This is a genomic window from Methylobacterium persicinum (assembly GCF_022179525.1).
Lineage (GTDB): Bacteria > Pseudomonadota > Alphaproteobacteria > Rhizobiales > Beijerinckiaceae > Methylobacterium > Methylobacterium persicinum.
This window is the reverse complement of the sequence record NZ_BPQX01000010.1, coordinates 67,563-91,836: the sequence shown is the minus strand read 5'-3', so window position 1 is coordinate 91,836 and position 24,274 is coordinate 67,563. Positions and strand designations below refer to the sequence as shown.

24 protein-coding genes and 1 tRNA gene are annotated in these 24,274 nt (G+C 70.0%); 16 read left to right on the top strand and 9 right to left on the bottom strand.

Annotation, left to right across the window (positions count from 1 at the left end; genetic code table 11):
* Positions 1 to 80: 80 nt before the first annotated feature.
* Positions 81 to 1,040, bottom strand: coding sequence for a cation diffusion facilitator family transporter (locus tag MFF22_RS02275; protein ID WP_238247503.1), 960 nt, complete (start codon positions 1,038 to 1,040; stop codon positions 81 to 83).
* 125 nt (positions 1,041 to 1,165) lie between these two features.
* On the opposite strand from MFF22_RS02275, the gene MFF22_RS02270 reads away from it, so the two are divergent.
* Entirely contained in the window at positions 1,166 to 1,594 is a 429-nt protein-coding gene (locus MFF22_RS02270; RefSeq protein ID WP_238247485.1) for an HIT family protein, read from the top strand.
* Between the two features lie 23 nt (positions 1,595 to 1,617).
* On the opposite strand, the gene MFF22_RS02265 is transcribed toward MFF22_RS02270, so the two are convergent.
* The 3 genes from MFF22_RS02265 to MFF22_RS02255 all read right to left on the bottom strand — a co-directional run bounded on the left by MFF22_RS02265 (position 1,618) and on the right by MFF22_RS02255 (position 4,514).
* Entirely contained in the window at positions 1,618 to 2,013 is a 396-nt protein-coding gene (locus MFF22_RS02265; RefSeq protein WP_238247484.1) for a PilZ domain-containing protein, read from the bottom strand.
* 103 nt (positions 2,014 to 2,116) lie between these two features.
* On the bottom strand, positions 2,117 to 2,347 hold the full coding sequence (locus MFF22_RS02260; RefSeq protein WP_238247483.1) for a hypothetical protein: 231 nt from the start codon (positions 2,345 to 2,347) through the stop codon (positions 2,117 to 2,119).
* A gap of 103 nt (positions 2,348 to 2,450) precedes the next feature.
* Complete coding sequence (locus tag MFF22_RS02255; protein WP_238247482.1) at positions 2,451 to 4,514, bottom strand: NAD(+) synthase; 2,064 nt, start codon at positions 4,512 to 4,514, stop codon at positions 2,451 to 2,453.
* Positions 4,515 to 5,040: 526 nt separating this feature from the next.
* Between MFF22_RS02255 and MFF22_RS02250 the strand changes: the two genes are divergently transcribed.
* The 9 genes from MFF22_RS02250 (at position 5,041) to MFF22_RS02210 (ending at position 13,716) form a co-directional block, all read left to right on the top strand.
* A complete protein-coding gene (locus tag MFF22_RS02250; RefSeq protein WP_238247481.1) occupies positions 5,041 to 8,265 on the top strand; it encodes a DNA translocase FtsK in 3,225 nt (1,074 codons plus the stop codon).
* 340 nt (positions 8,266 to 8,605) lie between these two features.
* The gene (locus MFF22_RS02245) at positions 8,606 to 9,514 is read left to right on the top strand and encodes an outer-membrane lipoprotein carrier protein LolA (protein ID WP_238247480.1); all 909 of its coding nucleotides are present in this window, start codon (positions 8,606 to 8,608) and stop codon (positions 9,512 to 9,514) included.
* Between the two features lie 12 nt (positions 9,515 to 9,526).
* Positions 9,527 to 10,336 carry an exodeoxyribonuclease III gene (gene xth / locus MFF22_RS02240; RefSeq protein WP_238247479.1) on the top strand — a complete coding sequence of 270 codons (810 nt, stop codon included), beginning with the start codon at positions 9,527 to 9,529 and terminating at the stop codon, positions 10,334 to 10,336.
* Between the two features lie 356 nt (positions 10,337 to 10,692).
* Positions 10,693 to 11,571: an SDR family oxidoreductase gene (locus MFF22_RS02235; RefSeq protein WP_238247478.1), complete on the top strand. Its 879-nt coding sequence runs from the start codon at positions 10,693 to 10,695 to the stop codon at positions 11,569 to 11,571.
* Positions 11,572 to 11,629: 58 nt separating this feature from the next.
* Positions 11,630 to 11,706 (top strand) — tRNA-His (locus MFF22_RS02230).
* A gap of 81 nt (positions 11,707 to 11,787) precedes the next feature.
* Positions 11,788 to 12,357, top strand: coding sequence for a hypoxanthine phosphoribosyltransferase (gene hpt / locus MFF22_RS02225; RefSeq protein WP_238247477.1), 570 nt, complete (start codon positions 11,788 to 11,790; stop codon positions 12,355 to 12,357).
* Positions 12,358 to 12,507: 150 nt separating this feature from the next.
* Entirely contained in the window at positions 12,508 to 12,873 is a 366-nt protein-coding gene (locus MFF22_RS02220) for a response regulator (protein ID WP_238247476.1), read from the top strand.
* 132 nt (positions 12,874 to 13,005) lie between these two features.
* Entirely contained in the window at positions 13,006 to 13,311 is a 306-nt protein-coding gene (locus tag MFF22_RS02215; protein WP_238247475.1) for a hypothetical protein, read from the top strand.
* Positions 13,312 to 13,341: 30 nt separating this feature from the next.
* The gene (locus MFF22_RS02210) at positions 13,342 to 13,716 is read left to right on the top strand and encodes a hypothetical protein (RefSeq protein ID WP_238247474.1); all 375 of its coding nucleotides are present in this window, start codon (positions 13,342 to 13,344) and stop codon (positions 13,714 to 13,716) included.
* Between the two features lie 270 nt (positions 13,717 to 13,986).
* Here MFF22_RS02210 and MFF22_RS02205 read toward each other — a convergent pair whose 3' ends face one another.
* From MFF22_RS02205 to MFF22_RS02190, 4 genes are all read right to left on the bottom strand, one after another.
* The gene (locus MFF22_RS02205; protein WP_238247473.1) at positions 13,987 to 15,033 is read right to left on the bottom strand and encodes a sensor histidine kinase; all 1,047 of its coding nucleotides are present in this window, start codon (positions 15,031 to 15,033) and stop codon (positions 13,987 to 13,989) included.
* Positions 15,030 to 15,464, bottom strand: coding sequence for a response regulator (locus tag MFF22_RS02200; protein WP_238247472.1), 435 nt, complete (start codon positions 15,462 to 15,464; stop codon positions 15,030 to 15,032). The genes MFF22_RS02205 and MFF22_RS02200 overlap by 4 nt, the downstream gene beginning before the upstream one ends.
* A 14-nt stretch (positions 15,465 to 15,478) precedes the next feature.
* The gene (locus tag MFF22_RS02195) at positions 15,479 to 17,398 is read right to left on the bottom strand and encodes an MHYT domain-containing protein (protein WP_238247471.1); all 1,920 of its coding nucleotides are present in this window, start codon (positions 17,396 to 17,398) and stop codon (positions 15,479 to 15,481) included.
* A 280-nt stretch (positions 17,399 to 17,678) separates the two neighbouring features.
* Positions 17,679 to 18,854, bottom strand: coding sequence for a zinc-dependent alcohol dehydrogenase (locus MFF22_RS02190; RefSeq protein ID WP_238247470.1), 1,176 nt, complete (start codon positions 18,852 to 18,854; stop codon positions 17,679 to 17,681).
* Between the two features lie 364 nt (positions 18,855 to 19,218).
* Between MFF22_RS02190 and MFF22_RS02185 the strand changes: the two genes are divergently transcribed.
* The gene (locus MFF22_RS02185) at positions 19,219 to 19,452 is read left to right on the top strand and encodes a hypothetical protein (protein WP_238247469.1); all 234 of its coding nucleotides are present in this window, start codon (positions 19,219 to 19,221) and stop codon (positions 19,450 to 19,452) included.
* A gap of 25 nt (positions 19,453 to 19,477) precedes the next feature.
* Here the strand turns inward: MFF22_RS02185 and MFF22_RS02180 are convergent, their stop codons facing one another.
* A complete protein-coding gene (locus MFF22_RS02180; RefSeq protein ID WP_370877499.1) occupies positions 19,478 to 20,023 on the bottom strand; it encodes a L,D-transpeptidase family protein in 546 nt (181 codons plus the stop codon).
* A 208-nt stretch (positions 20,024 to 20,231) separates the two neighbouring features.
* Here MFF22_RS02180 and MFF22_RS02175 point away from each other — a divergent pair, with 208 nt between their 5' ends.
* From MFF22_RS02175 to MFF22_RS02155, 5 genes are all read left to right on the top strand, one after another.
* Positions 20,232 to 20,918: a response regulator transcription factor gene (locus MFF22_RS02175; protein ID WP_238247501.1), complete on the top strand. Its 687-nt coding sequence runs from the start codon at positions 20,232 to 20,234 to the stop codon at positions 20,916 to 20,918.
* A gap of 64 nt (positions 20,919 to 20,982) precedes the next feature.
* Positions 20,983 to 21,429, top strand: coding sequence for a Crp/Fnr family transcriptional regulator (locus MFF22_RS02170; protein ID WP_238247500.1), 447 nt, complete (start codon positions 20,983 to 20,985; stop codon positions 21,427 to 21,429).
* A gap of 79 nt (positions 21,430 to 21,508) precedes the next feature.
* Positions 21,509 to 22,363 (top strand): 2,3,4,5-tetrahydropyridine-2,6-dicarboxylate N-succinyltransferase, encoded by an 855-nt coding sequence (gene dapD, locus MFF22_RS02165; protein ID WP_238247468.1) that lies wholly within the window; start codon positions 21,509 to 21,511, stop codon positions 22,361 to 22,363.
* A 9-nt stretch (positions 22,364 to 22,372) separates the two neighbouring features.
* Positions 22,373 to 23,230 carry an alpha/beta fold hydrolase gene (locus MFF22_RS02160; RefSeq protein ID WP_238247467.1) on the top strand — a complete coding sequence of 286 codons (858 nt, stop codon included), beginning with the start codon at positions 22,373 to 22,375 and terminating at the stop codon, positions 23,228 to 23,230.
* Positions 23,231 to 23,380: 150 nt separating this feature from the next.
* Complete coding sequence (locus tag MFF22_RS02155; protein WP_370877498.1) at positions 23,381 to 24,241, top strand: acid phosphatase; 861 nt, start codon at positions 23,381 to 23,383, stop codon at positions 24,239 to 24,241.
* Positions 24,242 to 24,274: the final 33 nt, after the last annotated feature.

Genomic DNA, 24,274 nt, shown 5'->3' with positions numbered 1-24,274 from the left:
TGTCGTCCTCACAGCGCGTTCGCCATGACGGCACGGGTTCCCCTCTCCCCGTCTTGCGGGGGCGGACGGGCCGTAGGCCCTCACGCCGCCGCCGCGCGGGCCTCCTCGGGCTTGCCCTGGATCTCGATGAAGACCCGCTTCACGTCCGGCTCCCGGGCCTTGAGCGCCCGGTCGAGACGAGTCACCGTGGCCTCGACGGCGCCGGCGGTAAGGTCGTCGGCCATGTCCAGGCTGAGGTTCACGAGGATGTCCGAGGGGCCGAGATGCTGGGTCAGCACCTCGTTCAGGTGAATCACCCCCGGCTCCCCGCGCACGATCTCCCGGATCGCCTCGACCAGGGCCGGGTCGGCCGCTTCGCCGATCAGCAGGCCGTGGGTCTCGATCATCAAGAACAGGGCCATGCCCACGAGGACGAGGCCGATCCCGATGGAGGCGGCCCCGTCGAGGGCCGGCATCTCGAGCACGTGGGCCAGCACGACGCCCGCGAGGGCGATCAGCAGCCCGATCAGGGCCGCCGTGTCCTCCGCGAGGATGGTGAACAGGCTCGGGTCCTTGCTGCGCCGGATGGCATGGAGCGCCGAATGCCGGCCCTTCTCCGCCCAGAACTGTCGCATGGCGACCGTCCAGGAATAGCCCTCCGCCGCCACGGAGAAGCCGAGGATCGCGATGTTCACCCACAGGCCGGGGATGGTGTAGCCGAACAGGTGGGCGTCCCTGTCCGGCTCGGGATGCCACAGGCGCTCGACGCCCTCGTAGATGGCGAACAGTCCGCCGCCGAGGAAGATCATCAGGGCGACGACGAAGGCGTAAAAGTAGATCTCCCGGCCGTAGCCGAACGGATGGCGGGTGTCGGCGGGCTTTTCCGCGCGCTTCAGGCCGACGAGGAGCAGCATCTGGTTGAGGGTGTCCACCACCGAGTGCACGCCTTCGGCGAGCATTGCCGTCGATCCGGTGAGGAAGCCGCCTGCGAATTTCGCCGCCGCGATGGCGAGGTTGGCTCCCGCCGCGGCGTAGATCGCCCCCGTACTCTCGTGCGCCACTGTCGTTCCGCCCTCCTGCGCCCGACCGGCGCGGGGGGAGAAGGGGCCGGCCACCGTGACGGTTCCCGGCCGGTGGACGCCCGCCCCCGCGCCGTGCATCGTGCCGCCCCGGAAAGGGAGGCAGCATGGCGGACACGGCCTACGACCCCAACAATATCTTCGGCAAGATCCTGCGGGGGGAGATCCCCGCGCACAAGGTCTACGAGGACGAGCACACCCTCGCCTTCATGGATGTGATGCCCCAGGGCGAGGGCCATACCCTCGTCATCCCCAAGGCGCCGTCCCGGGGGTTGCTCGATGCGCAGCCCGAGACCCTGGCCGCGCTGATGCGCAGCGTCCAGACCGTCGCCCGCGCGGTGAAGGCCGCCTTCGATGCGGACGGGCTGACGATCTTCCAATTCAACGAGCCGGCGGGCGGGCAGACTGTGTTCCATCTGCACATGCACATCATCCCCCGGCGGGAAGGCGTGCCGCTCAAGCGTCACGAGGGCGGGATGGCCGATCCGGAGATCCTCGCCGGGCATGCCGCCCGCATCCGCGCGGCCTTGAACTGAGCCATATTGGGCTCAGCGGGCCCTCAGTCGAAATTCGCGGAAGCCGCCGCGGCGATCATGTCGGCGAGGCGGCGCTTGAGAGACGCATTCTCGGCCTCCAGCTCGCCCACCCGGCGCAGGAGGGCGGACACGGTGAGATCGGGGGCGGCGTCCGGCGTTGCGGTCTCGCCGCCATCGAAGGTCACGCCGATCCCGTCCTCCCGGCGCCAGCGCAGGGAGGCACGGTAGGTCCGCTCCTTCTGAGGAATGTAGAGATCGAACTTCTCGGGCAGTGTCGCAGTCTCGCTCAACATCAAGCGTGCGCCCTGGGGCGACATGTCCCGCACGAGGCAATCGATGCTCGACGAGTTATTGTTGAAGTGGATTCGTCCCTTCAGCAAAACCCGGAGGCGCGGTTGCTTTCGTTGCTCGATGGACATCAAAACGTTCCGGACTACGCGGCGGCGTCGAGTGTGCCCAAGACCTCTTAAGGAAGATTTGTCTTAAATGCTAATCGAGAGCCGCTGAAGACCGCCCAGGCGGTTACGCGATGAAGCGCCGGTCCACGGTCTGGAACAGGTAGAAGCCGTTGAAGCGCACGGCCGTATCCGCGGCACGCCCGTCGAAATCGAGGGGTGTGCGGCAGCCATCCTCCAGCTTACCGCCGAAGGTCCACCGCCCGGACCCGATGAAGGCCGGCACCGCGCTCGATTCGGGGACGGCGCAACACAGGCCCTCCACCTCGGTCAGCCGGAAGAGGTTGTAGTTTCGCATCGGAAACCCTCCGCTTGGCCGCCCTCGGACGCCGATTCCGTCGCATTGCGAGAAATCAGCTTGACCGTGTTCATAATGGCACAATCAGTCGGGTTTGTGACGGTCACGTTTCGGGGACGTTACGGGCCAGCTCGTCGAGCCAGATCCGGGCCGATCCGTCGGAGGGCGCCCGCCAGTCGCCCCGGGGCGAGAGCGCCCCGCCGGCGGTGACCTTCGGTCCGTTGGGAATCGCCGAGCGCTTGAACTGGCTGAAGCCGAAGAACCGCGTGAGGAACACCGACAGCCACCGCCGGATCTCCGGCAGGGCGTAGGCGACGCGCTTCTCGGCGGGGAAGTCCGCCGGCCAGTCGCCGCGTCCGGCCTCCCCCCAGGCATGGAGTGCCATGAAGGCGATCTTGGACGGCCGGAAGCCGTGCCGGAGGATGTAGAAGAGGGTGAAATCCTGCAGGGCGTAGGGACCGATGGCGGCCTCCGTGCTCTGGGGCGCCTCGTCGGCCCCGGCGGGCACCAGCTCCGGCGAGATCTCGGTGTCGAGGACGGCGCGTAGCACCCGCCCCTCCTCGGTGTCGAAGGCGCCCGACGAGATCACCCACCGGATCAGGTGCTGGATCAGCGTCTTGGGCACGCCAGCGTTGACGGCGTAGTGGCTCATCTGGTCCCCGACGCCGTAGGTGCACCAGCCGAGCGCCAGTTCGGACAGGTCGCCGGTGCCGATCACGAGCCCTCCCGCCTTGTTGGCGAGGCGGAAGAGGTAGTCGGTGCGCAGGCCCGCCTGTACGTTCTCGAAGGTGACGTCGTAGACCTTCTCTCCGGCCGAGTAGGGGTGGCCCATGTCGGCGAGCATGCGCTCGGCGGCGGGGCGGATGTCGATCTCCGCGGCGGTGGTGCCGAGGGCCCGCATCAGGGCGTGGGCGTTGGTCTTCGTGCCCGCGGAGGTGGCGAAGCCCGGCAGGGTGTAGGCGAGGATGTCCGAGCGCGGGTAGCCCAGCCGGTCGAAGGCCTTGGCGGCGACGATGAGGGCGTGGGTCGAATCGAGGCCGCCCGAGATGCCGATGACGACCTTCTTCGTGCCCGTCGCCTCCAGGCGCTGGGCGAGGCCGGCGACCTGGATATTGTAGGCCTCGTAGCAATCCTGCGCGAGGCGGGCCGGATCGCTCGGCACGAAGGGGAAGCGCTCGATCCGGCGCCTCAGGCCGAGGTCACCCTCCGGCGGATCGACCCGGAACGGCACCCGCCGCCACGGGGCCGTTCCACACGCCCGCGCATCGTCGTCGAAGCTGCCCGCCTGAAGGCGCTCCTGGGCGATCCTGTCGAGGTCGATGTCGGCGAGGGTCGCCACGGGCTCCCAGGCGAACCGCTCCCCCTCGGCGAGGCGCACGCCGCACTCGTCGATGCTGGTCTGCCCGTCCCAGGCGAGATCGGTGGTCGATTCGCCCCGCCCGGCCGCGGCGTAGAGGTAGGCGCAGGCGCCCCGCATGGAGGCCGCCCGCGACAGCAGTTCCCGGGAATCGGCCCGGCCGATGGTGATCGGGCTGCCGGAGGGGTTGGCCAGCACCGTGGCCCCCGCCAGCGCTGCGTTCATCCCGGGCGCCTGCGGCACCCAGAGGTCCTCGCAGATCTCCACGCCGACCACGAGGCCCGGCACGTCCTGCGCCGCGAAGAGCAGGTCCGTCCCGAACGGGACCGGCTCCCCCGCGACGGTGATCGTCTCCCCCGCGATCCCGGCACCGGAGGCGAAATGGCGCTTCTCGTAGAACTCCCGGTAGTTCGGCAGGAATGTCTTCGGCACGGCGCCGAGGATCCTGCCGCCCTGGATGACCAGGGCGCAGTTGTAGATCCGGTGGCGCCAGCGCAGCGGCGCGCCGACGATGAGCAGCGGCCGGAGGAAGGCCGCGTGCGCGGCAAGCTCCGCGGCGGCGGCCTCGACGGCGTCGAGGAGGGGCTGCTGCAGGAGCAAATCCTCGATGGCGTAGGCCGAGAGGGCGAGTTCCGGAAACACCGCCACCGCCGCCCCGGCCTCGTGGCAGGTCTGCGCCAGAGCGAGGACGGACTCACCGTTGCGGGCCGGGTCGCCCGGATGACTGCGCCCCGTGCAGGCGGCGACGCGGGCGAAGCCGTGGCGGTAGAGGGACAGGAAGCCGGCTTTGGAATCGGAGGACGTCGACACTTCACCGGTCCGCGTTCGGGGGGCTGCCCCCAAGTGTAATACAGGGATCGCCCGATGGGACCCGGCTTCGGGACACGCCCCTCCCCCGCTGCGGGGGGATCGCCGCCGCCGGGCGGATGCCGATCATCCCCTCTCCCCGTCTTGCGGGGAGAAGGCCGCGACGAACCCGTCGTCGGTGCGGCGAGGCGGCAGCCGAAGGTGAGGGGGCCCGGAAGAGCCTCCTCCGGGGCCGCCCCCTCACCATCGCTTCGGCTTCGCCTTCGCTCCCCGTTTGCACGGCGGGGTACAAACGGGCCTCTCCCCGCAGGCGGGGAGAGGGGGATCTGCGCCGCGCCGAAAGCCCCCGTTAACGCTGACGCTTCTAACTCTCGCAAGCCGCTGCCGCCTGCGGCCCCTGTATCCAGCGTTTCATTGGACACCCATGCGCGCATCGGGACGACCCCCGCATTCCCACCGTGACCCTGCCCGCCCGGTGAGGGGCGGCGATCGTTCCGGCCTGTCCCTGGGGGCGTTGGCGCATCGCCTCATGGCCTTGCGTGCGACCTTGACCCGCCGCCTCGCCGGCAGCGCGGCCGGCCCCTCCCGGGTCGGCTACGGCTCCGCCGGACGCCGGGCGGAACCAAGCTGGACCACGCCCCCCACGGTGATGGTCGGCCGCGAGGGCTTCGAGCGTGCCGCCCGCCCCGGCTACGGTGCCGAGGCGGCCTGGCCGGGCCAGACGGGCCCGGTCCCCGCCGGACAGGCCTGGCCGTCCGGAATCTTCGACGACCGGGCCACGCCCGGCGCGTCCGTTCCGTCGCGGGCGGAGAGCCGGATCGACCGGCAGGCGTCGTCCCCCGGCGTGCTGGTGCGCCAGCCCCGCCGGCCCGACGCGATCGCCCCGGAGGAGCCCTTCGCCCCGGTGTCGGCTGCCCCGCCGCCGCAGGCCTCGTCCGTGCGCTTCACCCGCACCCCCGACACGGTCCTGCAGGAGCGCCGGCAGCGCGCCCTGGAGGCCGAGCGCGTCGCCCTGGAGCGGGCCCGCGCCGAAGCGCAGGCCGCCGCCCAGGCCGTCGAGGCCGAGCGCAAGGCCCGCGAGGAGGCACAGGCGCTTCTGGAGAGGCAGGCCGAGGAGGCGGCGTCCCGCGGAGAAGTCATCCAGAGCGAGGAGCCCATGCGCGCCCTCGCAGGCGTGCCCCGGTGGCAGCAGCCCTTCGTCGCCAATCCCGGCGTTCGCTATTTCCGCACGCCGGACCGTCGTCCTACGCCTGTGCAGGCGGTCCCGGCCGCCGCCGCGCCGGCTCCCGAGCCCGCGCCGGAGCCCCGGGACTGGTCGGACCTCTCCGACTGGTCGCACAGCCAGCCCTGGTTCGGCGGGGACGACTGGTCGTCCGTCGATGTCTGGGCCTCCCTCGAGTCGCCGCCGGCCGAGGCTCCGCCCGCCGCGACGCCCGTGGCCGAGCCTGTCTCGACCATCGCCATGCCCCTCGATATCTCCCTCCTGCGGGCGCTGCCGCCGCGGCCGGCCTACGGGCTCGATCGCCTCGTGCGCTTCGACCAGCCCCCGCGTCCCGCCGCCGGACAGGACAACCGGCATGAGGCGCCGCAGGAAGCGGTTCATGAGGCAGGCCAGGAGACCGCGCCGGCCCTGAGGCCCGCCCTGTCCCTGGTCTTCGGCCCCCAGGGTGAGAGCGAGGCACCGGCCGCCGCGCCGCATTCCGCGTCCCGTCGCCCCACCGTCCCCTGCGCCATGGCGGCCCGCGCGGCGATCCGCACCGCGTCGTCTCCGGTGCAGGCGCCGGTCTCGGACGCCACCGTGCCCGCGGCGCCGGCCTCCACGGAGGTCCGGTCGGAGGAGCGCGTGGTGATCCCGCTCGCACCCCGGCCCGTGCTCCTGCGCGGGCGGGCCGCCCCGGCCCCCGAGCCGACCTTTTTGGCCGAGGAGCCCGTCGAAGCTCAGGTCGTCGAGATGGCACCTCCGGCCCCGGTCGCGCCCGAGGCTCCCGCGCAGGACTTCGCCGCGCAGGAGACGTCCATCCAGCAGGAAGCGTCCGTCCCGGCGGTGGCTCCGGCCACAAGCAACGTGCCGCTGGTCGCCGCCCGCCCGCGGATGATCGCGGCCCCCCGGCACTTGGAGATCGCCTCGTTCGACAACGCCGACTACGAGCTGCCCTCCCTTGATCTCCTCGCCCTGCCCGCCCCGGGCGCCAGCGAGGAAGTCGATGCCGACGTGCTGGAGCAGAACGCCCTCAACCTCCAGCAGACGGTGCAGGATTTCGGCGTCCGCGGCGACATCCTGGCCGTGCGCCCTGGCCCGGTCGTGACGCTCTACGAACTGGAGCCGGCGCCCGGCACCAAGTCGAGCCGGGTCATCGCCCTGTCGGACGACATCGCCCGGTCGATGTCCGCCGTCTCGGCCCGCGTCGCGGTCGTCCCCGGCCGCAACGTCATCGGCATCGAACTGCCGAACGAGGTGCGCGAGACCGTCTACCTGCGCGAGCTGCTCTGCGCCCCGGACTTCGCGGAGACGAAGCACAAGCTCGCCCTGTGCCTGGGCAAGAATATCGGCGGCGAGCCGATCATCGCCGACCTCGCCCGGATGCCCCACCTCTTGGTGGCCGGTACCACCGGCTCGGGCAAGTCGGTGGCCATCAACACGATGATCCTGTCGCTGCTCTACCGGATGAAGCCGGAAGAGTGCCGGCTGATCATGGTCGATCCCAAGATGCTGGAACTGTCGGTCTACGACGGCATCCCGCACCTGCTCTCCCCCGTCGTCATCGACCCGAAGAAGGCGGTGATCGCCCTCAAGTGGGCGGTGCGCGAGATGGAGGAGCGCTACAAGAAGATGTCGAAGATCGCCGTCCGCAACATCGACGGCTACAACGCGCGGATGAAGGAGGCCCGCGACAGGGGCGAGACCATCACTCGCACGGTGCAGACCGGCGTAAACCGCGAGACCGGCGAGGTCATCTACGAGCAGGAGGCCATGGACCTCTCGGCGCTTCCCTACATCGTGATCGTGGTCGACGAGATGGCCGACCTGATGATGGTGGCGGGCAAGGACATCGAGGGGGCGATCCAGCGCCTCGCGCAGATGGCCCGTGCGGCGGGCATCCACCTGATCATGGCGACGCAGCGTCCGTCGGTGGACGTGATCACCGGCACGATCAAGGCAAACTTCCCGACCCGGATCAGCTTCCAGGTGACGAGCAAGATCGACTCGCGGACGATCCTCGGGGAGATGGGCGCGGAGCAGTTGCTCGGCCAGGGCGACATGCTGTTCATGGCCGGCGGCGGGCGCACGACCCGCGTCCACGGGCCGTTCTGCTCGGATGCGGAGGTGGAGAGCGTGGTGGCGCATCTGAAGCGCCAGGGCCGCCCGAGCTACCTCGACGCCGTCACCGCCGACGACACGCCGGAGGAGGCGCCCAAGGAGACCGGACGCCGGGGCAAGGCGGCCGAGAAGGCCGAGCGCGCCGAGGAGCCGGAGGAGGACGCCCCCGTTTTCGACATCGGCGCCTTCGCGGCGGCGACTGGCGGCGAGTCGGACGACCTCTACAAGCAGGCGATCGAGGTGGTGCTGCGGGACCAGAAGGCCTCCACCAGCTACATCCAGCGCCGGCTGCAGATCGGCTACAACCGCGCCGCCTCGATCATGGAGCGCATGGAGATCGAGGGAATCGTCGGCCCGGCCAACCATGCCGGCAAGCGCGAGATCCTCGTCGCCGGCGCCGCCCACGGGGCGGGGGTGATGTACGACGACGAGTGACGGTTGGACCCCTCTCCCCGCAGGCGGGGAGAGGGGCTCGTCGCAAAATCACGTCGCCGACCTCCTCTCCCACCCATCCCCTCATCCTGAGGTGCCGTCGCGGAGCGGCGGCCTCGAAGGAGGGCTCCAGACAGCTCTGCGATCCCTGGAATCCTCCTTCGAGGCCCGCCGAGGCGGGCACCTCAGGATGAGGATGCGTGATGGATCGATGGCGCAACGATCCCCGCCGCGGGAGAGATGACGCCGCGTCGCATCTTCGCCACAGGGCGGGGCTCTAAGCGGAGGCCCGCCCTAATTCCCGCCCGAGCCGCGCACCCCCGCGGTGCGAAGGAGTCTTCGGATGATCGGCCGCCGCACCCGCACCGTCGGCACCCTGCTCGCCGCGAGCCTGACCCTCGCGCCCCTCCAGGCCGAGGCCCAGGTGTCGTCGTTCCTCGACGGGCTGTTCGGCCGCAAGGAGCAGGCCGCCCCCGAGCCCGAGGCGACCCCCGCCGCGCCGGAGGCGGAGCCCGTGAAGAAGCCCGCCTCGAAGGCACCCAAGCCCAACGACAGGACGGGCAGCCTCAAGCCGGCCGCCAAACCGACGGAGAAGGCCACCGAAAAGGCGCCCCGCCCCGCCGAGCCCAAGGTCGCGGCCGTGACCACGCCGGCCCCCCCCGCCGCCGCCGAGCCCGCCGACCCGGCGACCGTGCTCGCCCAGGCCAACGCCTACTTCAACGGTATCTCGACGCTCACCGGCTCGTTCATGCAGATCGGCCCCGACGGGCGGCGCATCGGCGGCAGGCTGACCCTCGCTAAGCCCGGCCGCCTGCGCTTCGACTACGACGCGCCCTCCCCCCTGGAGGTGGTGGCGGACGGCACCTCCGTAGCGGTGCGCGACAAGAAGCTCGCCACGCAGGACCTCTACTTCATCGCCCAGACGCCGCTGAAATTCCTCCTGCGGGAGAAGATCGACCTCGCCCGCGACCTCTCGGTGACGGATGTGTCGAACGACCCGGCGGGCGTGAGGATCAGCCTGGAGGACCGGGCGACCTTCGGCGGCACCTCGCGGATCCAGCTTCTGTTCGACGGCGACGTGAAGACCCTGTCCCAGTGGCGGATCACCGATCCTCAGGGCTACGTGACCACCGTCCAGCTCTCGAACCTGCAGAAGGGCAAGCCGGTCGATTCCAGCCTGTTCTTCATCAATTACGGCCGGGCCGAGGACAAGGCGGCGCAGCAGGCGATCCAGCAGTCGCAGCGCCCATAGACCGGACTCCCCGTGCGCCTCACCGTCACCACCTGGAACATCAACTCGGTGCGCCTGCGCATCGACCTCGTCCTGCGCTTCCTCGCCGAGCACAAGCCCGACGTGCTCTGCCTGCAGGAGACCAAATGCCCGGATGATGCCTTCCCCCTGAAGGCGCTCCGGGGCTCAGGCTACGAGCACGTCGTGTTCGCCGGGCAGAAGGGCTACAACGGCGTGGCGATCCTCTCGCGCCTGCCACTCCACACCCGGGACGTGATGGGCTTCTGCGGCCGGGCCGACGCCCGCCACATCTCGGCGGTGCTGGGCCCGGAGGCAGGACAAGCCGCGGGCCTCGTGCTCCACAACTTCTACATCCCGGCCGGCGGGGACGTGCCCGACCGGGACCTCAACGAGAAATTCGCCCACAAGCTCGACTTCCTGCAGGAGCTGCGCGCCTGGGGCGGGCGCCGGCCCGCCGGCCCGGCGATCCTCGTGGGTGACCTGAACGTCGCGCCCCTTGAGCACGACGTGTGGTCGCACAAGCAACTCCTCGGCGTGGTGAGCCACACCCCCGTCGAGACGGAGGCCCTGGAGACCCTGCGGGGCGAGGCGGGCTGGATTGACGCGGCCCGCCACCTCACCCCGGAGCCCGAGAAGATCTACACGTGGTGGAGCTACCGCTCCCCGGACTGGAACGCCGCCAACAAGGGCCGGCGCCTCGACCATGCCTGGGTCTCCCCGGACCTCGCCGGCACCGTGCGGGCCGTGGACGTGCTCCGCGACGCCCGGGGCTGGGACCGGCCCTCCGACCACGTGCCGGTGACGCTGGCCCTGAACCTGTAGGCTTTTCGGGGGGCGTGACGCCCGCGCTCCGTCATTGCGAGCGGAGCGGAGCAACCCAGGGCAGCGGGACCTTACCGAGCGTCGCGCCGCTGGATTGCTTCGCTGCGCTCGAAATGACGGCGGGTGCATCGCCGGCCCCACTTGCCGCAGGCCTCATGCCGGGCGGAACAACGGTGCCCCTCGCACGCTTGCCGCTCACATTCCCGTCATGCGAGGCTTCCCGTGCGCAAGATCCTGATCTCCTTCCTGCTGCCGAAGATCATCTCCGTCCTGCGCCGCCGCTACGGCCAGTCCCACACCGCCCGCACCCGTTCTTTCTGAGGGACGCCGGACCGGCCGCCGCAAGGATATCGACGATGACGACGGATCCCCGCGATGCCGGTCCCCGGCCGCCGTTTCCCGGCGACCAGCAGCAGCCCCGGCCGGGGCTCACGTCGAAGATGACGCCCCGGCCCGACCACGGCGAGGAGAGCTACGTCGGTAAAGGGCTGCTCACAGGTCAGGCCGCCCTCATCACCGGGGGCGATTCCGGCATCGGCCGGGCCGTGGCCATCGCCTATGCCCGCGAGGGCGCCGACGTGGCGATCTCCTACCTCGAGGCCGAGCAGTCGGACGCCGAGGATACGGCCTCCTGGGTCGAGAAGGCCGGGCGCCGCTGTCTGCTCCTGCCCGGCGACATCCGCGACGAGGCCCATTGCCGGACCCTCGTGGCCCGCACCGTCGAGGCGTTCGGCCGGCTCGACGTGCTGGTCAACAACGCCGCCGCGCAGGTGGTCAACGAGGGTATCGGCGACCTGAAGGCCGATGACATCGAGGGCTCGTTCCGGGCGAACGTCTTCGCCATGTATTACCTCGCCCAGGCCGCCGTGCCGCACATGAAGCCCGGCGGCGCGATCGTGAACACCACAAGCGAACAGGCCAAGATCGCCGACCCGACCATGCTGATCTATGCCGCCACCAAGGGCGCCATCGCCAGCCTGACGATCGGCCTGTCGAACCTGCTCGCGCCGAAGGGGATCCGGGTGAACTGCGTCGCCCCAGGCCCGATCTGGACGCCGATCCAGCCGATCGTGAAGAACCCCGAGCAGATCGAACGGCTCGGCAGCGATACGCCGCTCGGCCGCGCCGGGCAGCCGGCCGAACTTGCCCCGGCCTACGTTCTGCTGGCCTCCCGCGAGGGCAGCTACATGTCGGGTACCCTGGTGCCCGTGACCGGGGGCGTGCCGATGCTGTGAGGCAAGCTGCATCCTTGCCTTGAAATGCGTCCGGACCCGCGATAAACCCCCCGCTAGTGCCGCCGTAGCTCAGTTGGTTAGAGCACCAGATTGTGGATCTGGGGGTCCCCCGTTCGAGCCGGGGCGGTGGTACCATTCTCCTCATCGGCGTCCTGATCCGTTCCGCACGCGATCCGCGCGGGCGCCGTCCGGCGAGAGGACGACGGGACCCCGATCATGAACAGCCCCGCTCGCCCCGTCCGCACCCTCTACGACGAGGACGCCATCGCCCGGCGCAATGTCGAGCTGGCGCAGGAGATCCTCGCGGCCGAGCCCCAGGACCTTCTGGTCGTCGCCGTGCTGAAGGGCAGCTTCATGTTCGCGGCCGACCTGCTGCGGGCCCTGCACCGGGTCGGCCTCGCGCCGCAGGTGGAGTTCGTGCACCTGTCGAGCTACCGCACCGGCACCGTCTCCACCGGACAGGTGGAGATCCTGCGGGACGTCCAGAGCGAGGTGCGCGGGCGCGACGTGCTCCTCGTGGACGACATCCTCGAATCCGGGCGCACGGTCGTGTTCGCCAAGGACCTCCTGATGGCTCGCGGCGCGAAGCGTGTCCTGACGGCGGTGCTCCTGGAGAAGCCCGGAAAGCGGGCCGTCTCCATCGATGCGGAGTTCGTTGGCTTCACCTGCCCGGACGTGTTCGTGGTCGGCTATGGGATGGACGCTGCCCACGCCTACCGCCAGCTGCCCTTCGTCGGTGTGGTAGACTACGGAAATACCGACCCGGATCTGTTCGGCGGCACCTGACCGAACGTCTTTCCCGCGACTTTTTGCCATTTCCGGGCGCGGCGGTGCAGCTTTTGCGTGCATACCGTCTTGACAGTAGGGCGCTTCCATCCGCGTTCTGGTTGCAACGACGGCTGGACCCCAGGCGCAGCGGGATCAATTCGGGACATCATGGCGCGCATCCTTCTGGTGGATGACGAAGAGACGGTGCGTGGCTTCCTGAAACGGGGGCTGGAGATCGACGGCCATGCCGTGGTGACCGCCACCGATGGCAGCGACGGGCTCGATCGGCTGAACGAGGCCGGGGGCGCCTTCGATTTGATGCTTACCGACATCCGCATGCCGCTGATGGACGGGATCGCCCTGGCGCTGGCCGCCAAGCGGGATTTTCCGGAGCTGACCATCCTGCTGATGACCGGTTTCGCGGACCAGCGCGAACGCGCCCGGGGCCTTGATGCCATCGTCACCGACGTGCTGACGAAGCCCTTCTCCCTGGCCGATCTGCGTTCCACCGTCCGTCGGGCGCTGGCCGCCTGATCGGCCACCCGGTTCACGAATTCTCAACCACTGCGGTTAGGTCGAATTTCACGAGATCGTGACACTCTCGTCCCGTGAGAAGCCGGTCCGATGCCCCGTGGTGGGCTTGGCCGGTTCAGGACGGAGCGTCGGATGCTCGGGCACGACCGCAACGCCGGTGATGGCGGGGACTGGGATTGGGACGACGAGCGCCCCAGGCGGCGGAGCCGGCGTCGGAGATCCCGCTGGGGTCTCTTCACCCTGGTGAAGCTCGCCGTGTTCCTGATGCCGGCCGCGTTGTTCCTGTTCGGCAGCCTCTTCGCCGATTGCCAGGCCCGCCCCTCCTTTGGAGACTGGGCATCGATGCTGGGCGCCACGGCCTGCGCCCGCAACGAGATGATGGGCAGCGCCCTCGCGATGCCGGACAACTTCGCCGTGCTGAAGCGGTTCATCGACTGACGCGGCCCCTCCCTCGGACCGGATCCGATCATGCAGATTCCCCCCTCCGCTTCCACCAACTCTGACGACCTGGAGGAGGCCCGCTTCCGGGCACGCATGGCCCGGGTGAGCTTGAACGGTGCCGCCCCCCGGTCGAGGAGCCGGGACCGGGACAACGAGGACGAAGGGAAGGGCGGGTTCCGCCTGGGGTGGATCGGCTGGCTGGTGATCGACAGCCTCGTGGTGCTCGGCACCGTCGCCGCCGTGGTGGTATGGCCGCCCGTGGAATCCTGCCGGGCGCAGGACAAGCAGGTCGGCTTCTACGCGGGCGACACCGTCGAAAAATGCATCCGCCGGGGCGTCAGCCAGCGGGTCGCCAACGCGGACCAGCGCATCAAGATGCTGCTGCGCGGCTCGGGACACTGAGACGCCTGCGCCTCCGACTCCCCCCGGATAGGGCTGAGGGATTCTCTTCGGACCTAGGGCGGTTTCGGGTCGATCCGGATCGCGTCCTCAATCGTCTTTGCGAGCGACAGCGAAGCCATCCAGGGCAGCGGAACATGACCGCATGGGGCAGATCCCTGGATTGCTTCGCTCCGCTCGCAAAGACGGGATGTGCCGCATGATCCGATCGCCTTGCCCACGAGGATGGCGTGCGCCGAGGGGCATCCGGCCTCCCCTCCCGCGGATGATCCCCTAACCTTCGAACGAGAGGAACGCCCGCGTCCCCCGGGGTGCCGGGGTGTAGACGAGGGCACTGCGCAGGTTCGTCGCCATTGCCCGGACGATGCGGGAGCCGAGGCCGGTGCCCCGGGGCTTGCCCTCGCCGGTCCAGCCGACGCCGTCGTCCTCCACGGCGAGTTCGAGCCGGTCCGCCGACCGCCGCAGGGCGACGCGGATCTCCCCGGGCTCCTCCGGCGGGTAGGCGTACTTGTAGGCGTTCGTCACCAGTTCGGTGACCACGACACCCACGGACACGGCCTTGTCCGTGGCGAGGCGCACCGGTTCCGCACTGAGGCGGATGGCGTGGTCCCGGCCCGCCGCCTTCATGGCGAGTTGCAACTCCTCCACGAGGCTGCCGAGATAGGCATCGAGTTCCACCGCCTCCACGTCCTCGGAGGTGTAGAGCCGGCGGTGGATGCCGGCGATGGCCGAGATGCGCGCCTGCATCTCCTCCAGGGCCGCCTTCGCCGCAGGGTCGGCCACGGCGTTGGTCTGCATCCGCGCGAGGGCCGCCACGAGGGCCAGGGAATTGGCCACCCGGTGGTTGACCTCCCGGAGCAGCAATTCGGCCCGATCGCGGGCGTCGCGGACCTCCGCCTCGGCCCGCTCCTTGTCCCGGCGCATGGCCTCCGCCCCCAGGGCGGTGGCCACCGCTTCGCCGAGCAATTCCCGGAACTGCCCCTGGAGGTCCTTCCACACGTAATCGACGGCCCCGGCCTTCAGCGCCGCCACCGCCACCCGGCTGTCCTCCGAGCCGGTGACGTAGACCACCGGGGGCGCCTCGGGCAGGGCCCGGATCGCCGGCAGGAGGTCGAGCCCGGTCTGGCCGGGCATGTGATGGTCGAGGGCGACGAGGTCGATGCCGCCGGCCGCAAGGCGGGCGAGGCCGGCCTCCCCGTCCGCGGCATGCTCCACCACGTAGCCCCGGGCGGTGAGGCTGCGTTGCACGAGGCGGGCGAGGCCGGCATCGTCGTCGATATAGAGGATGCGAGTGCCGGGCCCGCCTGCCGCGCTCGTCATGGCGTTTCGGGGATCTGCATGACGGAGAAGAACAGCCCGAGTTGGCGGATGGCGTGGGCGAAGCCCTCGTAGTTCACCGGCTTGGTGACGTAGACGTTGGCGCCGAGATCGTAGCACCGCTGGATCTCGCGGGCGTCGTCGGTGGTGGTCAGCACGATGACGGGCGAGCGCTTCGTATGCGCGTTGGCCTTCACCTTCTCCAGGATGTCGATGCCGGTCATGTCCGGCAGGTTGAGGTCGAGGAGGATCAGGAGGTGGCGCCGGCGGCTGACCTCGCCGGACCCGTCCGGCCCGAACAGGTAGGTGAGCGCCGAGGTCCCGTCGCGGAACGGCACGATCTCGTTGTTCACCCCCGCCCGGCGGATGTTCCGCTCGATGAGCCGGGCATGGCCCTCGTCGTCCTCGATCATCACGATACAGACGGGATGCATGGCCGGCCCTCGCTTCACTCGGCGGCGATCGACAGGGGAGCGGGCGCCTCACGCTCCATAGACGGCCCGCGGGGCAGCGTCACCGTGAAGGTCGAGCCCCGGCCAGGCTCGGAGTCGAGGTCGATCCGTCCGCCCAGCGCCCGGACTAGGGCCTTGACGTGTGCGAGGCCGATCCCCTCCCCCGGCCGGTCCTGGGTGCCGGAGCGCCGGAACAGCTCGAACACCCGGACATGGTCCTTCGGCGGGATGCCGCGGCCGTTATCCGAGACGGCGAAGCGCACCCGCCCGGCCCCCGCCACCTCCGCGGTGACGGTGACGCGGCCGGGGCGCTCGCCATCGAGGTACTTGAGGGCGTTGTCGAGGAGGTTGCCGAAGATCTGCTCCACGGCCAGCCGGTCGGCCACGATCTCCGGCAGATCGGGGGCGACGGTGACGACGGCGTTCTGGGAGCCGGCCTGATGGCGCGTGGCGTCGGCGAGGCGGCGGATCAGCGCCGTCATGGCGAGGGGCTCCGGCTCGAAGCGGCGGCGGCCCTCCCGGGACAGCTTGAGGATCGCGGCGATCAACGTCTCCATCCGGGTGACGGCGGCGCCGATGAAATCCAGGGCCTCGCCCATCTCGGCGTCGATCCGGTCGGCCTGGGGATTTCCGGCCAACACGCCGCGGAGTTCCACGCGGGTCTCGGCCAACTCGCTGGTGAAGCCCATGATGTTGACCAGCGGCGCCCGCAGGTCGTGGCTGACGATGTAGGCGTAGCGCTGGATCTCCTCGTTGGATTCGCGCAGCTCCGCCTCGGCCTCACGCTGGGCGGTGATGTCCGTGTGCACCCCCACCCATTCGCGGATCGTGCCGTCCTCGTTCAGCACCGGCACGGCGCGGATCGCGTAATGCCGGTAGCCGCCTTCCTTCGCCCGCACCCGGTGCTCGAACACGAAGGTTTTTCGCGAGGCGACGGTCTCGTTCCAGGCGGCGATGCTGGGGGCGGCATCGTCCGGGTGGACGGCCTCGGCCCAGCCGAAGCCCTGGTACTCGGCGGGCGTCTGCCCGGTGATCGCAGCCCAACCCGGCTGCGGGCCGACCATCCGCCCCTCCGCATCATTGGTCCAGAGCACGCCGCTCACCGCCTCGATGGCGGCCTTGAACCGGGCCTCGCTGGCGGCGAGCTCGCCCTGGATGCGGGACTGGTCGACGGCGATGGCGAGCATGCCGACGAAGAGCGTCAGGAACGTCGCCCCGGCCACGGCGAAGGCGAGGTAGAGGGGGGCCGTCGTCCCGAAGGCGGCGGCATGGGCCAGGGAAGGTCCCAGGGAATGGGCTTGCTCGTGCAGCATGCCCCCATCCCCGGCCGGGAAGGTCGCCGCCGCCATGCCGGTGTAGTGCATGCCGGCCACCGCGAGCCCCATCACCACCGCCGCCGCGACCTTCTCGGCCACGCTGTTGTGCCGGAAGGCCAGCCACAGGGCGGCCGTGGCTGCGAGGATCGCGATGAAGACCGATACGACGACGAGAACCGGATCGTAGACGATGCCGCCGGACATCCGCATCGCGGCCATGCCGGTGTAGTGCATCAGGGCGATGCCGAGCCCGGTCAGGGGGCCCGCGACCAGCACGGCGCCGGCTCCCGCCGCCGTGCGGCCGACCCAGGCGAAGCCCGCCCCCGTCACGCCCACGGCGATGAGGAAGGACAGGGCCGTCAACCAGGGATCGTAGGCCGCCGGCATCCCCGTCTCGACGGCGAGCATGCCGACGAAGTGCATCGACCAGATGCCGCCGCCCATGGTCACCGCCGCGCCGATGATCCACAGCCATCGGTGTCCGAAGCGATCGGTGCCGCCCCGGACGCGGGAGGCGAGGTCCAGGGCCGTGTAGGCGGCAAACATCGCGATCATCACCGACAGGGCGACGAGGGCGGGATTGAAGCCTGGGCTGGACATCGACGTCTCGAACGGCGGGCGGTTCCGGCACCGCGAGTTCGGTTCCGGCGTCGCGATAATGCCCCGTTGTATAAAGGACTTTCGAGCAAATTCGCGGCGGATTCACGCGGGGGCGTGAAAACGGTTCACGCCTCCTTCTCGGCTGCCGCACGGGCTGCCGTCGATGCGCGCGAAGCCGGGCGGTGCAGGCAGTCCGGCCCGCCGCGGTGGCGGAGGGCCGGATGATCGTTCGGGCCCGGCGGGTCCGCATCCGGAGAGCGGCGCCGTCGGGGATCGGATGTCAGCCGCCCGGGTGGAAGACCACCTTCACGCAGCCATCCTTCTTGTCGCGAAAAGCCTTGTAGAGGTCCGGCCCATCGGCCAGCTCCCGCGACCGGTGGGTGATCAGGGAGGACGTGTCGATCTTGCCCTCCTGGATCAGCTTGAGCAGGGGCTCCAGGTAGCGCTTCACGTGGGTCTGGCCGCTCTTCATGGTCAGACCCTTCTGGACGATGGAGCCCATGTTGATCGGCACGGGGCCGCCGTAGACCCCCGGCACCGAGACGATGCCGCAGGGGCGCACCGCCTTGATCGCGTCCGCCAGGGCGAGGGGCCGCTCGGTGGAGGTCAGCTTCTCCTGCACGGCGGTGACGAAGCCCGAGAGCCCGTGGCCGCCGCTCGCTTCCATGCCGACACAGTCGATCACCCCATCGGGGCCCTGCCCCTTGGTGATCTCCTTGATGCGCTCGAAGACATCCTCACCCTCGAAATCGATGATGTCGGTGGCGCCGGCCTTCCGCGCCAGGGCGATCCGCTCGGGCACCGTCTCGATGACGATGATCCGCCCGGCGCCCATGAGCTTGGCCGCCTGGATGGCGAAGAACCCCACCGGGCCCGCACCCCAGATGGCGATGGTCTCGCCGCCCTTGATCTCGCAATGCTCGGCGCCCTGCCAGCCGGTGGGCAGGATGTCCGTGAGGAACAGGACCGATTCGTCGTCCATGCCGTCCGGCACCTTCATCGGCGCGACGTCGGCGAAGGGCACCCGGACGTATTCCGCCTGTCCGCCCGCATAGCCGCCGGTGAGGTGCGAGTACCCGAACAGACCGGCGGTGGTGTAGCCGAACTGCGCGGCGGCCATCTGGGCGTTGCGGTTCGACCGCTCGCAGACGGACCAGTTGCCGAGCTTGCACTGCCGGCACTCGCCGCAATTGATGTTGAACGGCACGACGATGCGGTCGCCCTTGCGGAACTTGGAGTGGCCGCTCCCCGTCTCGACGACCTCACCCATGAATTCGTGACCGAGGACATCGCCGGATTCCATCGTCGGCATCAGCCCGTCCATCAGGTGCAGGTCAGAGCCGCAGATGGCGCAGGACGAGACCTTGATGATGACGTCGCGCGGGTCCTCGATCATCGGATCGGGAACCGTATCGCAGCGGATATCGCCCTTCCCGTGCCAGCACAGTGCCTTCATGGTCTCATTCCTCGCGAACCCGGAAAGGCCGAAGCCGACCTTCCCGGGACAAGCCGCCGGGACCACGGCCAAGTTCCGTCATCGGGTAGGCGCAGCTTGCCGCGGCTGCCGAACGGGCGCAGCGTACGTTTGCCGTGGCTAAAGATTCGGGGCTCGTCGGGAATGCAGGCGCCGCGGCGGCGTTCACCCCTATGACGGCGTCGGAATTGTCTCCGGACCCGGGCTTCCGCAATCGGCGATCGTGGGTGTCACGGGAACGGTTGCACCGGGTCGATCGCTGAGTCGAACGCGGACGCGCCCTGCCACCGCCGCTGGAGCCAAGGTTGGCTTTGTTGTTATTTAGCCGACATGGCAAGGAACGGAGATGCCGACCCGCCCCCGCCCACGCGACCGCTACACCACCTTCCTCGTGGCGCAGTTCGCCGACAAGCCGTCCGAAACGCCCGTCTATGCGGTGCGGGTGCGGGCCGCCGCGGAGGCCCTCGCCACCGTGACGGCCCTGACGCAGGGGGCCGGCAAGCCAGCCATCGTCGGCAGCCTGTCGACGCGCACCACCAAGGTGATGAAGCTCAAGCCGGGCGACGTGCGCCGCGTCTGAGCCTGCCCGTCCGGGGAGGTTGGCGTCAGCCGATGCGCAGGTGGGTGCGCGGCCCCAGACGAACGAGGAGACGGATGAGGTCGGGGCGGGCCAGGGCGACGCAGCCTTCGGTGGGACGATAGCCCTCCCGCGCCACGTGCATGAAGATCGCCGAGCCTCGCCCCCGGCGAATGGGCGCCCGGTTGTAATCGATGTCGAGGACCACGTCGTAGAGGTGGTCGGGGCGCCACATGGCCTCGGCGCTGACGCCCGGTGCCGGCAGGCGCATCGGCCGATTGTAGCGGCGGTCCTTCCGGTCGTCGCACCAGCCGTCGTCCCGGCGCAGGGGCCGGAGCGGAAGGGCGGTCCGCGGGCGGATGGGCAGGTGGTCCGGCCGGTAGTTCCCGCCCCGCAGACGGAACCGGCCCTTGGGGGAGCCCCCGTCCCCTTCGCGCTTGGCGCCGACGATCCCGCAGGCGCCCAGCGCGCAGGGAATCACGGACTGGCCCACCAGGAGATGCCCCTTGCGCCTGTCGGCCACGGTGGCGCGGACGCGGATCTCACGGACCGTCGTCCGGACGACACGCTTCACCGGCGGCGCCCCACCGCCGAATCGGCGAAATCCGGGAGCGAATTGCGCACAAGCCACTTTACGGTCACAAAGCTCATCCTTTGCAAGTCCGCCCCCGCTCGGGCGGCCGGGACCCGGTGTAGAAGAGCGGACCGGTTGACCATCCCGCGCTATCTTTCCACCGGAGGGATTTTGCGGGCTAGGGCTTTTACGCTAGGGCTTCGTGACGATGTCGAATGCCTACAATCTCCTGATCTGCGACGACGACGAGATCCTGCGCGATACGCTGATCGAACAGCTCGCCCTGTCCGACGAGTTCAAGGTCGTCGGGGAAGCCTGCGCGGCGGATGCCATGCGCCGGGTGGCGGACGACCGCATCGACCTCGCCGTAATGGATGTCGGCCTTCCCGACATGGACGGCCGGGAAGCGGTGCGCCGCATGCGGCAGGCGGGCTTCCGCAGCCCGGTGATCATGCTCACGGCGCAGGATTCGGAGGCCGACCACGTCGAGGGGCTGGAGGCCGGGGCGAACGACTACGTCACCAAGCCGTTCAAGTTCGGCATCCTGCTCGCGCGGATCCGCGCCCACCTGCGCAGCCACGAGGCGTCCGAGGACGCGGTGTTCCAGATCGGCCCCTACACGTTCCGGCCGAGCGCCAAGCTCCTGATCGGCGAGCGGGGCTCCAAGCTGAAGCTCACCGAGAAGGAGACCGCGATCCTGCGCTTCCTCTACCGGGCGGGCCGGGCGGTGGTGAACCGGGACACGCTGCTCGCGGAGGTGTGGGGCTACAACGCCCACGTCACCACCCACACCCTCGAGACGCACATCTACCGCCTGCGCCAGAAGATCGAGCCGAATCCCGCGGTGGCGGCGATCCTCGTGACGGAGGGCGGTGGTTACAAGCTCCTTCCCTGATTTATTAGGCTTTTTCGGATAAGCCGTCCTGCCGGGGATGCCGGAGGCGGAGCGGCAGGGCAGCGTGGGGCTCGACGACGACATCGCGATCCTCGCGGCGGCGCCGGTTTTCGGTTTCCTGGACCGCGATGCCCTGCGCCTTCTCAGCTTCGCCGCCGAGCGGCGGGAACTCGCCGATGGCGACCGGCTGTTCGCCAGGGGCGATTCAGCCGACGGCGGCTTCGTCGTGATGTCGGGGGCCGTCCGGCTGGTGCCCCGGAAGGGGAAGCCTGTCGAAGCCGGGCGCTCGGCCCTCATCGGCAACCTCGCCCTGTTCGTGCGCGGCGAACGCCCCTGCGACGCCTTCGCGGTGGGCCGCTGCGAGGTGATGCGCATCACCCCGACCCTGATGCGGCGCGTGCTGGAGGAATTTCCCGCCGCGGCCCAGGCGATCCACGACGCGATGGCCCAGGACCTCGTGAGCTTCACGGGCGACCTCGACAGGGTCCGCTCCCTCCTCGGCGAGGCGTGAGCGGCGCCCTGCGCCCCGGTGACAGCCCCGGCGGGCGGCTGTAAGCACGGGCACCCCTTCACCGGAACCGCTGCCGCCCATGTCCCACGCCGACCTTGCCCAGACCATCGAGACCGCCTGGGAGGAGCGCGCCGGCATCTCGTCCGCCACCACCGGCGCCGTGCGGGAGGCCGTGGACGAAGCCCTGAACCTCCTCGACTCGGGCAAGGCCCGGGTGGCCGAGAAGGTGGCCGGCGCGAACGGTCATGGGTGGCAGGTCAACCAGTGGCTGAAGAAGGCGGTGCTGCTCTCCTTCCGCCTGAACGACATGGCGCCGATTTCCGGCGGCCCCGGCGGCGCGCCGTGGTGGGACAAGGTGCCCTCCAAGTTCGAAGGCTGGGACGCGGCCCGCTTCCAGGAAGCCGGCTTCCGGGCCGTACCCGGCTGCTTCGTGCGCCGGGGCTCCTACGTCGCGCCCAACGCCATCCTGATGCCGAGCTTCGTGAACCTCGGCGCCCATGTGGGCGAGGGCACCATGGTCGATACCTGGGTGACGGTGGGGTCCTGTGCGCAGATCGGGAAGAACGTCCACCTCTCGGGCGGCGTCGGCATCGGCGGCGTGCTGGAGCCGCTCCAGGCCAACCCGGTGATCATCGAGGACGATTGCTTCATCGGCGCCCGATCCGAGGTGGTCGAGGGCGTGATCGTCGGCCAGGGGTCCGTGCTGTCGATGGGCGTCTACCTCGGCGCCTCCACCAAGATCGTGGATCGGGCGACGGGCGAAATTACCTACGGCTACGTGCCGCCCTATTCCGTGGTGGTGTCGGGCTCGCTTGCGGGCAAGAACCTGCCGGACGGCTCGCCGGGGCCGAGCCTCTACTGTGCCGTCATCGTCAAGCGCGTCGATGCCGGGACCCGGGCGAAGACGGCGATCAACGACCTCCTCAGGACCTAAAGGCGGAGCATGGCGGCGGAACGAACCTTCGATCTGACCGTCGCCGGGCAGGGGATCGCCATTCCCTGCGATGTGTCGGGGGAAGGCCCCGACGCATTTATTTTGCCGGCTTTGTCGACGATTTCGTCTCGTCGGGAAATGAGTGAGCTGGCTCATGATCTCTCCCGGGATCATCGCTGCCTCGTGCCGGACTGGCCGGGTTTCGGCGCACGGCCGCGGGAGCGCGTTGCCCTGAACCCCGACACCTTCCATGATTTCCTCGACAGCCTGATCGCGGCGGCGCCGGGGCCCTATGCGGTGGGCATCGCCGCGGGGCATGCGGCCGGCTACCTCGTGGCGGCCGCCCGCCGGCACCCCGGCACCTTCGGGCGTCTCGTACTGGTGGCGCCCACGTGGCGCGGCCCCCTGCCGACAGCGATGCCCGACCGGGCCGCGTGGTTTCCCCGGATCCGGCGCGCCGTCGAGGCCCCGGTGATCGGCGAGGCGCTCTACCGGCTCAACATCAGCCCCCCGATCATCGGGCGGATGATGAAGGCCCATGTCTATGGAGACAGGGAGGCGGTGACGCCGGCCGTGGTTCGGGCGAAGCACGCCATCACGCGCCAGCGCAACGGCCGCTTCGGCACCGCCGCCTTCGTCACCGGCGGCCTCGATCCGGTGGCGAGCCGCGACGCGTTCCTGGGGCTGTTCGGGCCTGGCCTTCCCCCGGTGCTCGTCCTGCGGCCCGAGGGGGCACCCCGGCGCTCCGGCGCGGAGATGGATGCCCTAGCCGAAAGCGGCCTCGCCAGGGCCATGCGGGTTCCGGGTGCCCTGAGCCCCCACGAGGAGCACCCCGCCGCCGTGGCGGCGGCGATCCGGGCGGGCTGACTGCACCCCTCGCATCGCGTCCACCACCGGGGGCACCGGGTGCCCTGGACTCCCGCTTTCGCCGAAGGCAGGGAATGGGTCGCCCCGAGATCCGTCTGCCTTTCGTGAGGCTTTGAGTCCGACGCCGTCGTCGCAACGCGAGGATACGAGATGCGCCGCCTTCCGCTCCCGATGGTCCTGTCGCTCGTCGCAAGCCTCATGGCACCGGTCCCCGGCCGGGCCGAGGACCAAGGCGCCCCGCCCTCCGCGCCATCCATCGGGGCGGATTCGGTCAAGCCCGGCAAACCGGCGGTGAAGGCCTACCTCTCCGATGAGGCCCTTCCCGATCCCCTGAAGATCCTTCCGCCGCCGCCGGCATTGCATTCCCCCTTGGATGCCGCCGACCACGCGGCCTTCACCAGCACCCGGTCCCTGAAGGGCAGCGCCCGGTGGAACCTCGCAGCCAACGATGTGGCCGAAGGCGCGGTGGCGGTGCTCGACAATTTCGCCTGCGTCCTCGGCGTGCGCATCGATCAGGCGCGGGTGCCCGTGACGCTCAACCTGCTGGAGCGCGCCCGCCTGGACCTCGCCCACATGACGCGGATTCCGAAGGTGCATTACCGGCGGCTGCGGCCCTTCGTCGGCAACGACGCGCCCATCTGCGTGCAGCGGACCCAGGCGCTCGCCGACAGCTTCAGCTATCCCTCCGGCCATGCCACGCAAGGGTGGGCCTACGCGCTGATCGTGGCCGCCCTGGTGCCGGAGAAGGCCACGGCAATCCTCTCCCGCGGGCGGGCCTATGGCGAGAGCCGGGTGGTCTGCGGCGTCCACTGGCTGAGCGATGTGGCGGCGGGCCGGACCAACGGCTCCTCGACCTTCGCCGCCCTGATGGGCGATGCGGGCTTCCGGGCGGACCTCGACAAGGCCAGGACCGAGATGCGTGCCGCCCTCGCCGCGGGCGGCACGGCGCCGGATGCTGCCCTCTGCGCCCGGGAGACCGAGGCGCTGCGCGAGCCACCGCTGGAGTTTTGAATTGGACAAGCTTCAGATTTGAGCTGTTTTAAG

What these genes read in the sequence shown, in the direction of transcription:
- MFF22_RS02220 (WP_238247476.1), top strand. Translation starts at nt 12,508, where the DNA reads ATGGCGCGCATCCTTCTGGTGGATGACGAAGAGACGGTGCGTGGCTTC.
- MFF22_RS02265 (WP_238247484.1), bottom strand. Translation starts at nt 2,013, where the DNA reads ATGTCCATCGAGCAACGAAAGCAACCGCGCCTCCGGGTTTTGCTGAAG.
- dapD (WP_238247468.1), top strand. Translation starts at nt 21,509, where the DNA reads ATGTCCCACGCCGACCTTGCCCAGACCATCGAGACCGCCTGGGAGGAG.
- MFF22_RS02260 (WP_238247483.1), bottom strand. Translation starts at nt 2,347, where the DNA reads ATGCGAAACTACAACCTCTTCCGGCTGACCGAGGTGGAGGGCCTGTGT.
- MFF22_RS02245 (WP_238247480.1), top strand. Translation starts at nt 8,606, where the DNA reads ATGATCGGCCGCCGCACCCGCACCGTCGGCACCCTGCTCGCCGCGAGC.
- MFF22_RS02200 (WP_238247472.1), bottom strand. Translation starts at nt 15,464, where the DNA reads ATGCATCCCGTCTGTATCGTGATGATCGAGGACGACGAGGGCCATGCC.
- MFF22_RS02185 (WP_238247469.1), top strand. Translation starts at nt 19,219, where the DNA reads ATGCCGACCCGCCCCCGCCCACGCGACCGCTACACCACCTTCCTCGTG.
- MFF22_RS02190 (WP_238247470.1), bottom strand. Translation starts at nt 18,854, where the DNA reads ATGAAGGCACTGTGCTGGCACGGGAAGGGCGATATCCGCTGCGATACG.
- MFF22_RS02270 (WP_238247485.1), top strand. Translation starts at nt 1,166, where the DNA reads ATGGCGGACACGGCCTACGACCCCAACAATATCTTCGGCAAGATCCTG.
- MFF22_RS02250 (WP_238247481.1), top strand. Translation starts at nt 5,041, where the DNA reads ATGGCCTTGCGTGCGACCTTGACCCGCCGCCTCGCCGGCAGCGCGGCC.
- MFF22_RS02155 (WP_370877498.1), top strand. Translation starts at nt 23,381, where the DNA reads ATGCGCCGCCTTCCGCTCCCGATGGTCCTGTCGCTCGTCGCAAGCCTC.
- MFF22_RS02160 (WP_238247467.1), top strand. Translation starts at nt 22,373, where the DNA reads ATGGCGGCGGAACGAACCTTCGATCTGACCGTCGCCGGGCAGGGGATC.
- MFF22_RS02175 (WP_238247501.1), top strand. Translation starts at nt 20,232, where the DNA reads ATGTCGAATGCCTACAATCTCCTGATCTGCGACGACGACGAGATCCTG.
- MFF22_RS02235 (WP_238247478.1), top strand. Translation starts at nt 10,693, where the DNA reads ATGACGACGGATCCCCGCGATGCCGGTCCCCGGCCGCCGTTTCCCGGC.
- hpt (WP_238247477.1), top strand. Translation starts at nt 11,788, where the DNA reads ATGAACAGCCCCGCTCGCCCCGTCCGCACCCTCTACGACGAGGACGCC.
- MFF22_RS02210 (WP_238247474.1), top strand. Translation starts at nt 13,342, where the DNA reads ATGCAGATTCCCCCCTCCGCTTCCACCAACTCTGACGACCTGGAGGAG.
- MFF22_RS02205 (WP_238247473.1), bottom strand. Translation starts at nt 15,033, where the DNA reads ATGACGAGCGCGGCAGGCGGGCCCGGCACTCGCATCCTCTATATCGAC.
- MFF22_RS02195 (WP_238247471.1), bottom strand. Translation starts at nt 17,398, where the DNA reads ATGTCCAGCCCAGGCTTCAATCCCGCCCTCGTCGCCCTGTCGGTGATG.
- MFF22_RS02215 (WP_238247475.1), top strand. Translation starts at nt 13,006, where the DNA reads ATGCTCGGGCACGACCGCAACGCCGGTGATGGCGGGGACTGGGATTGG.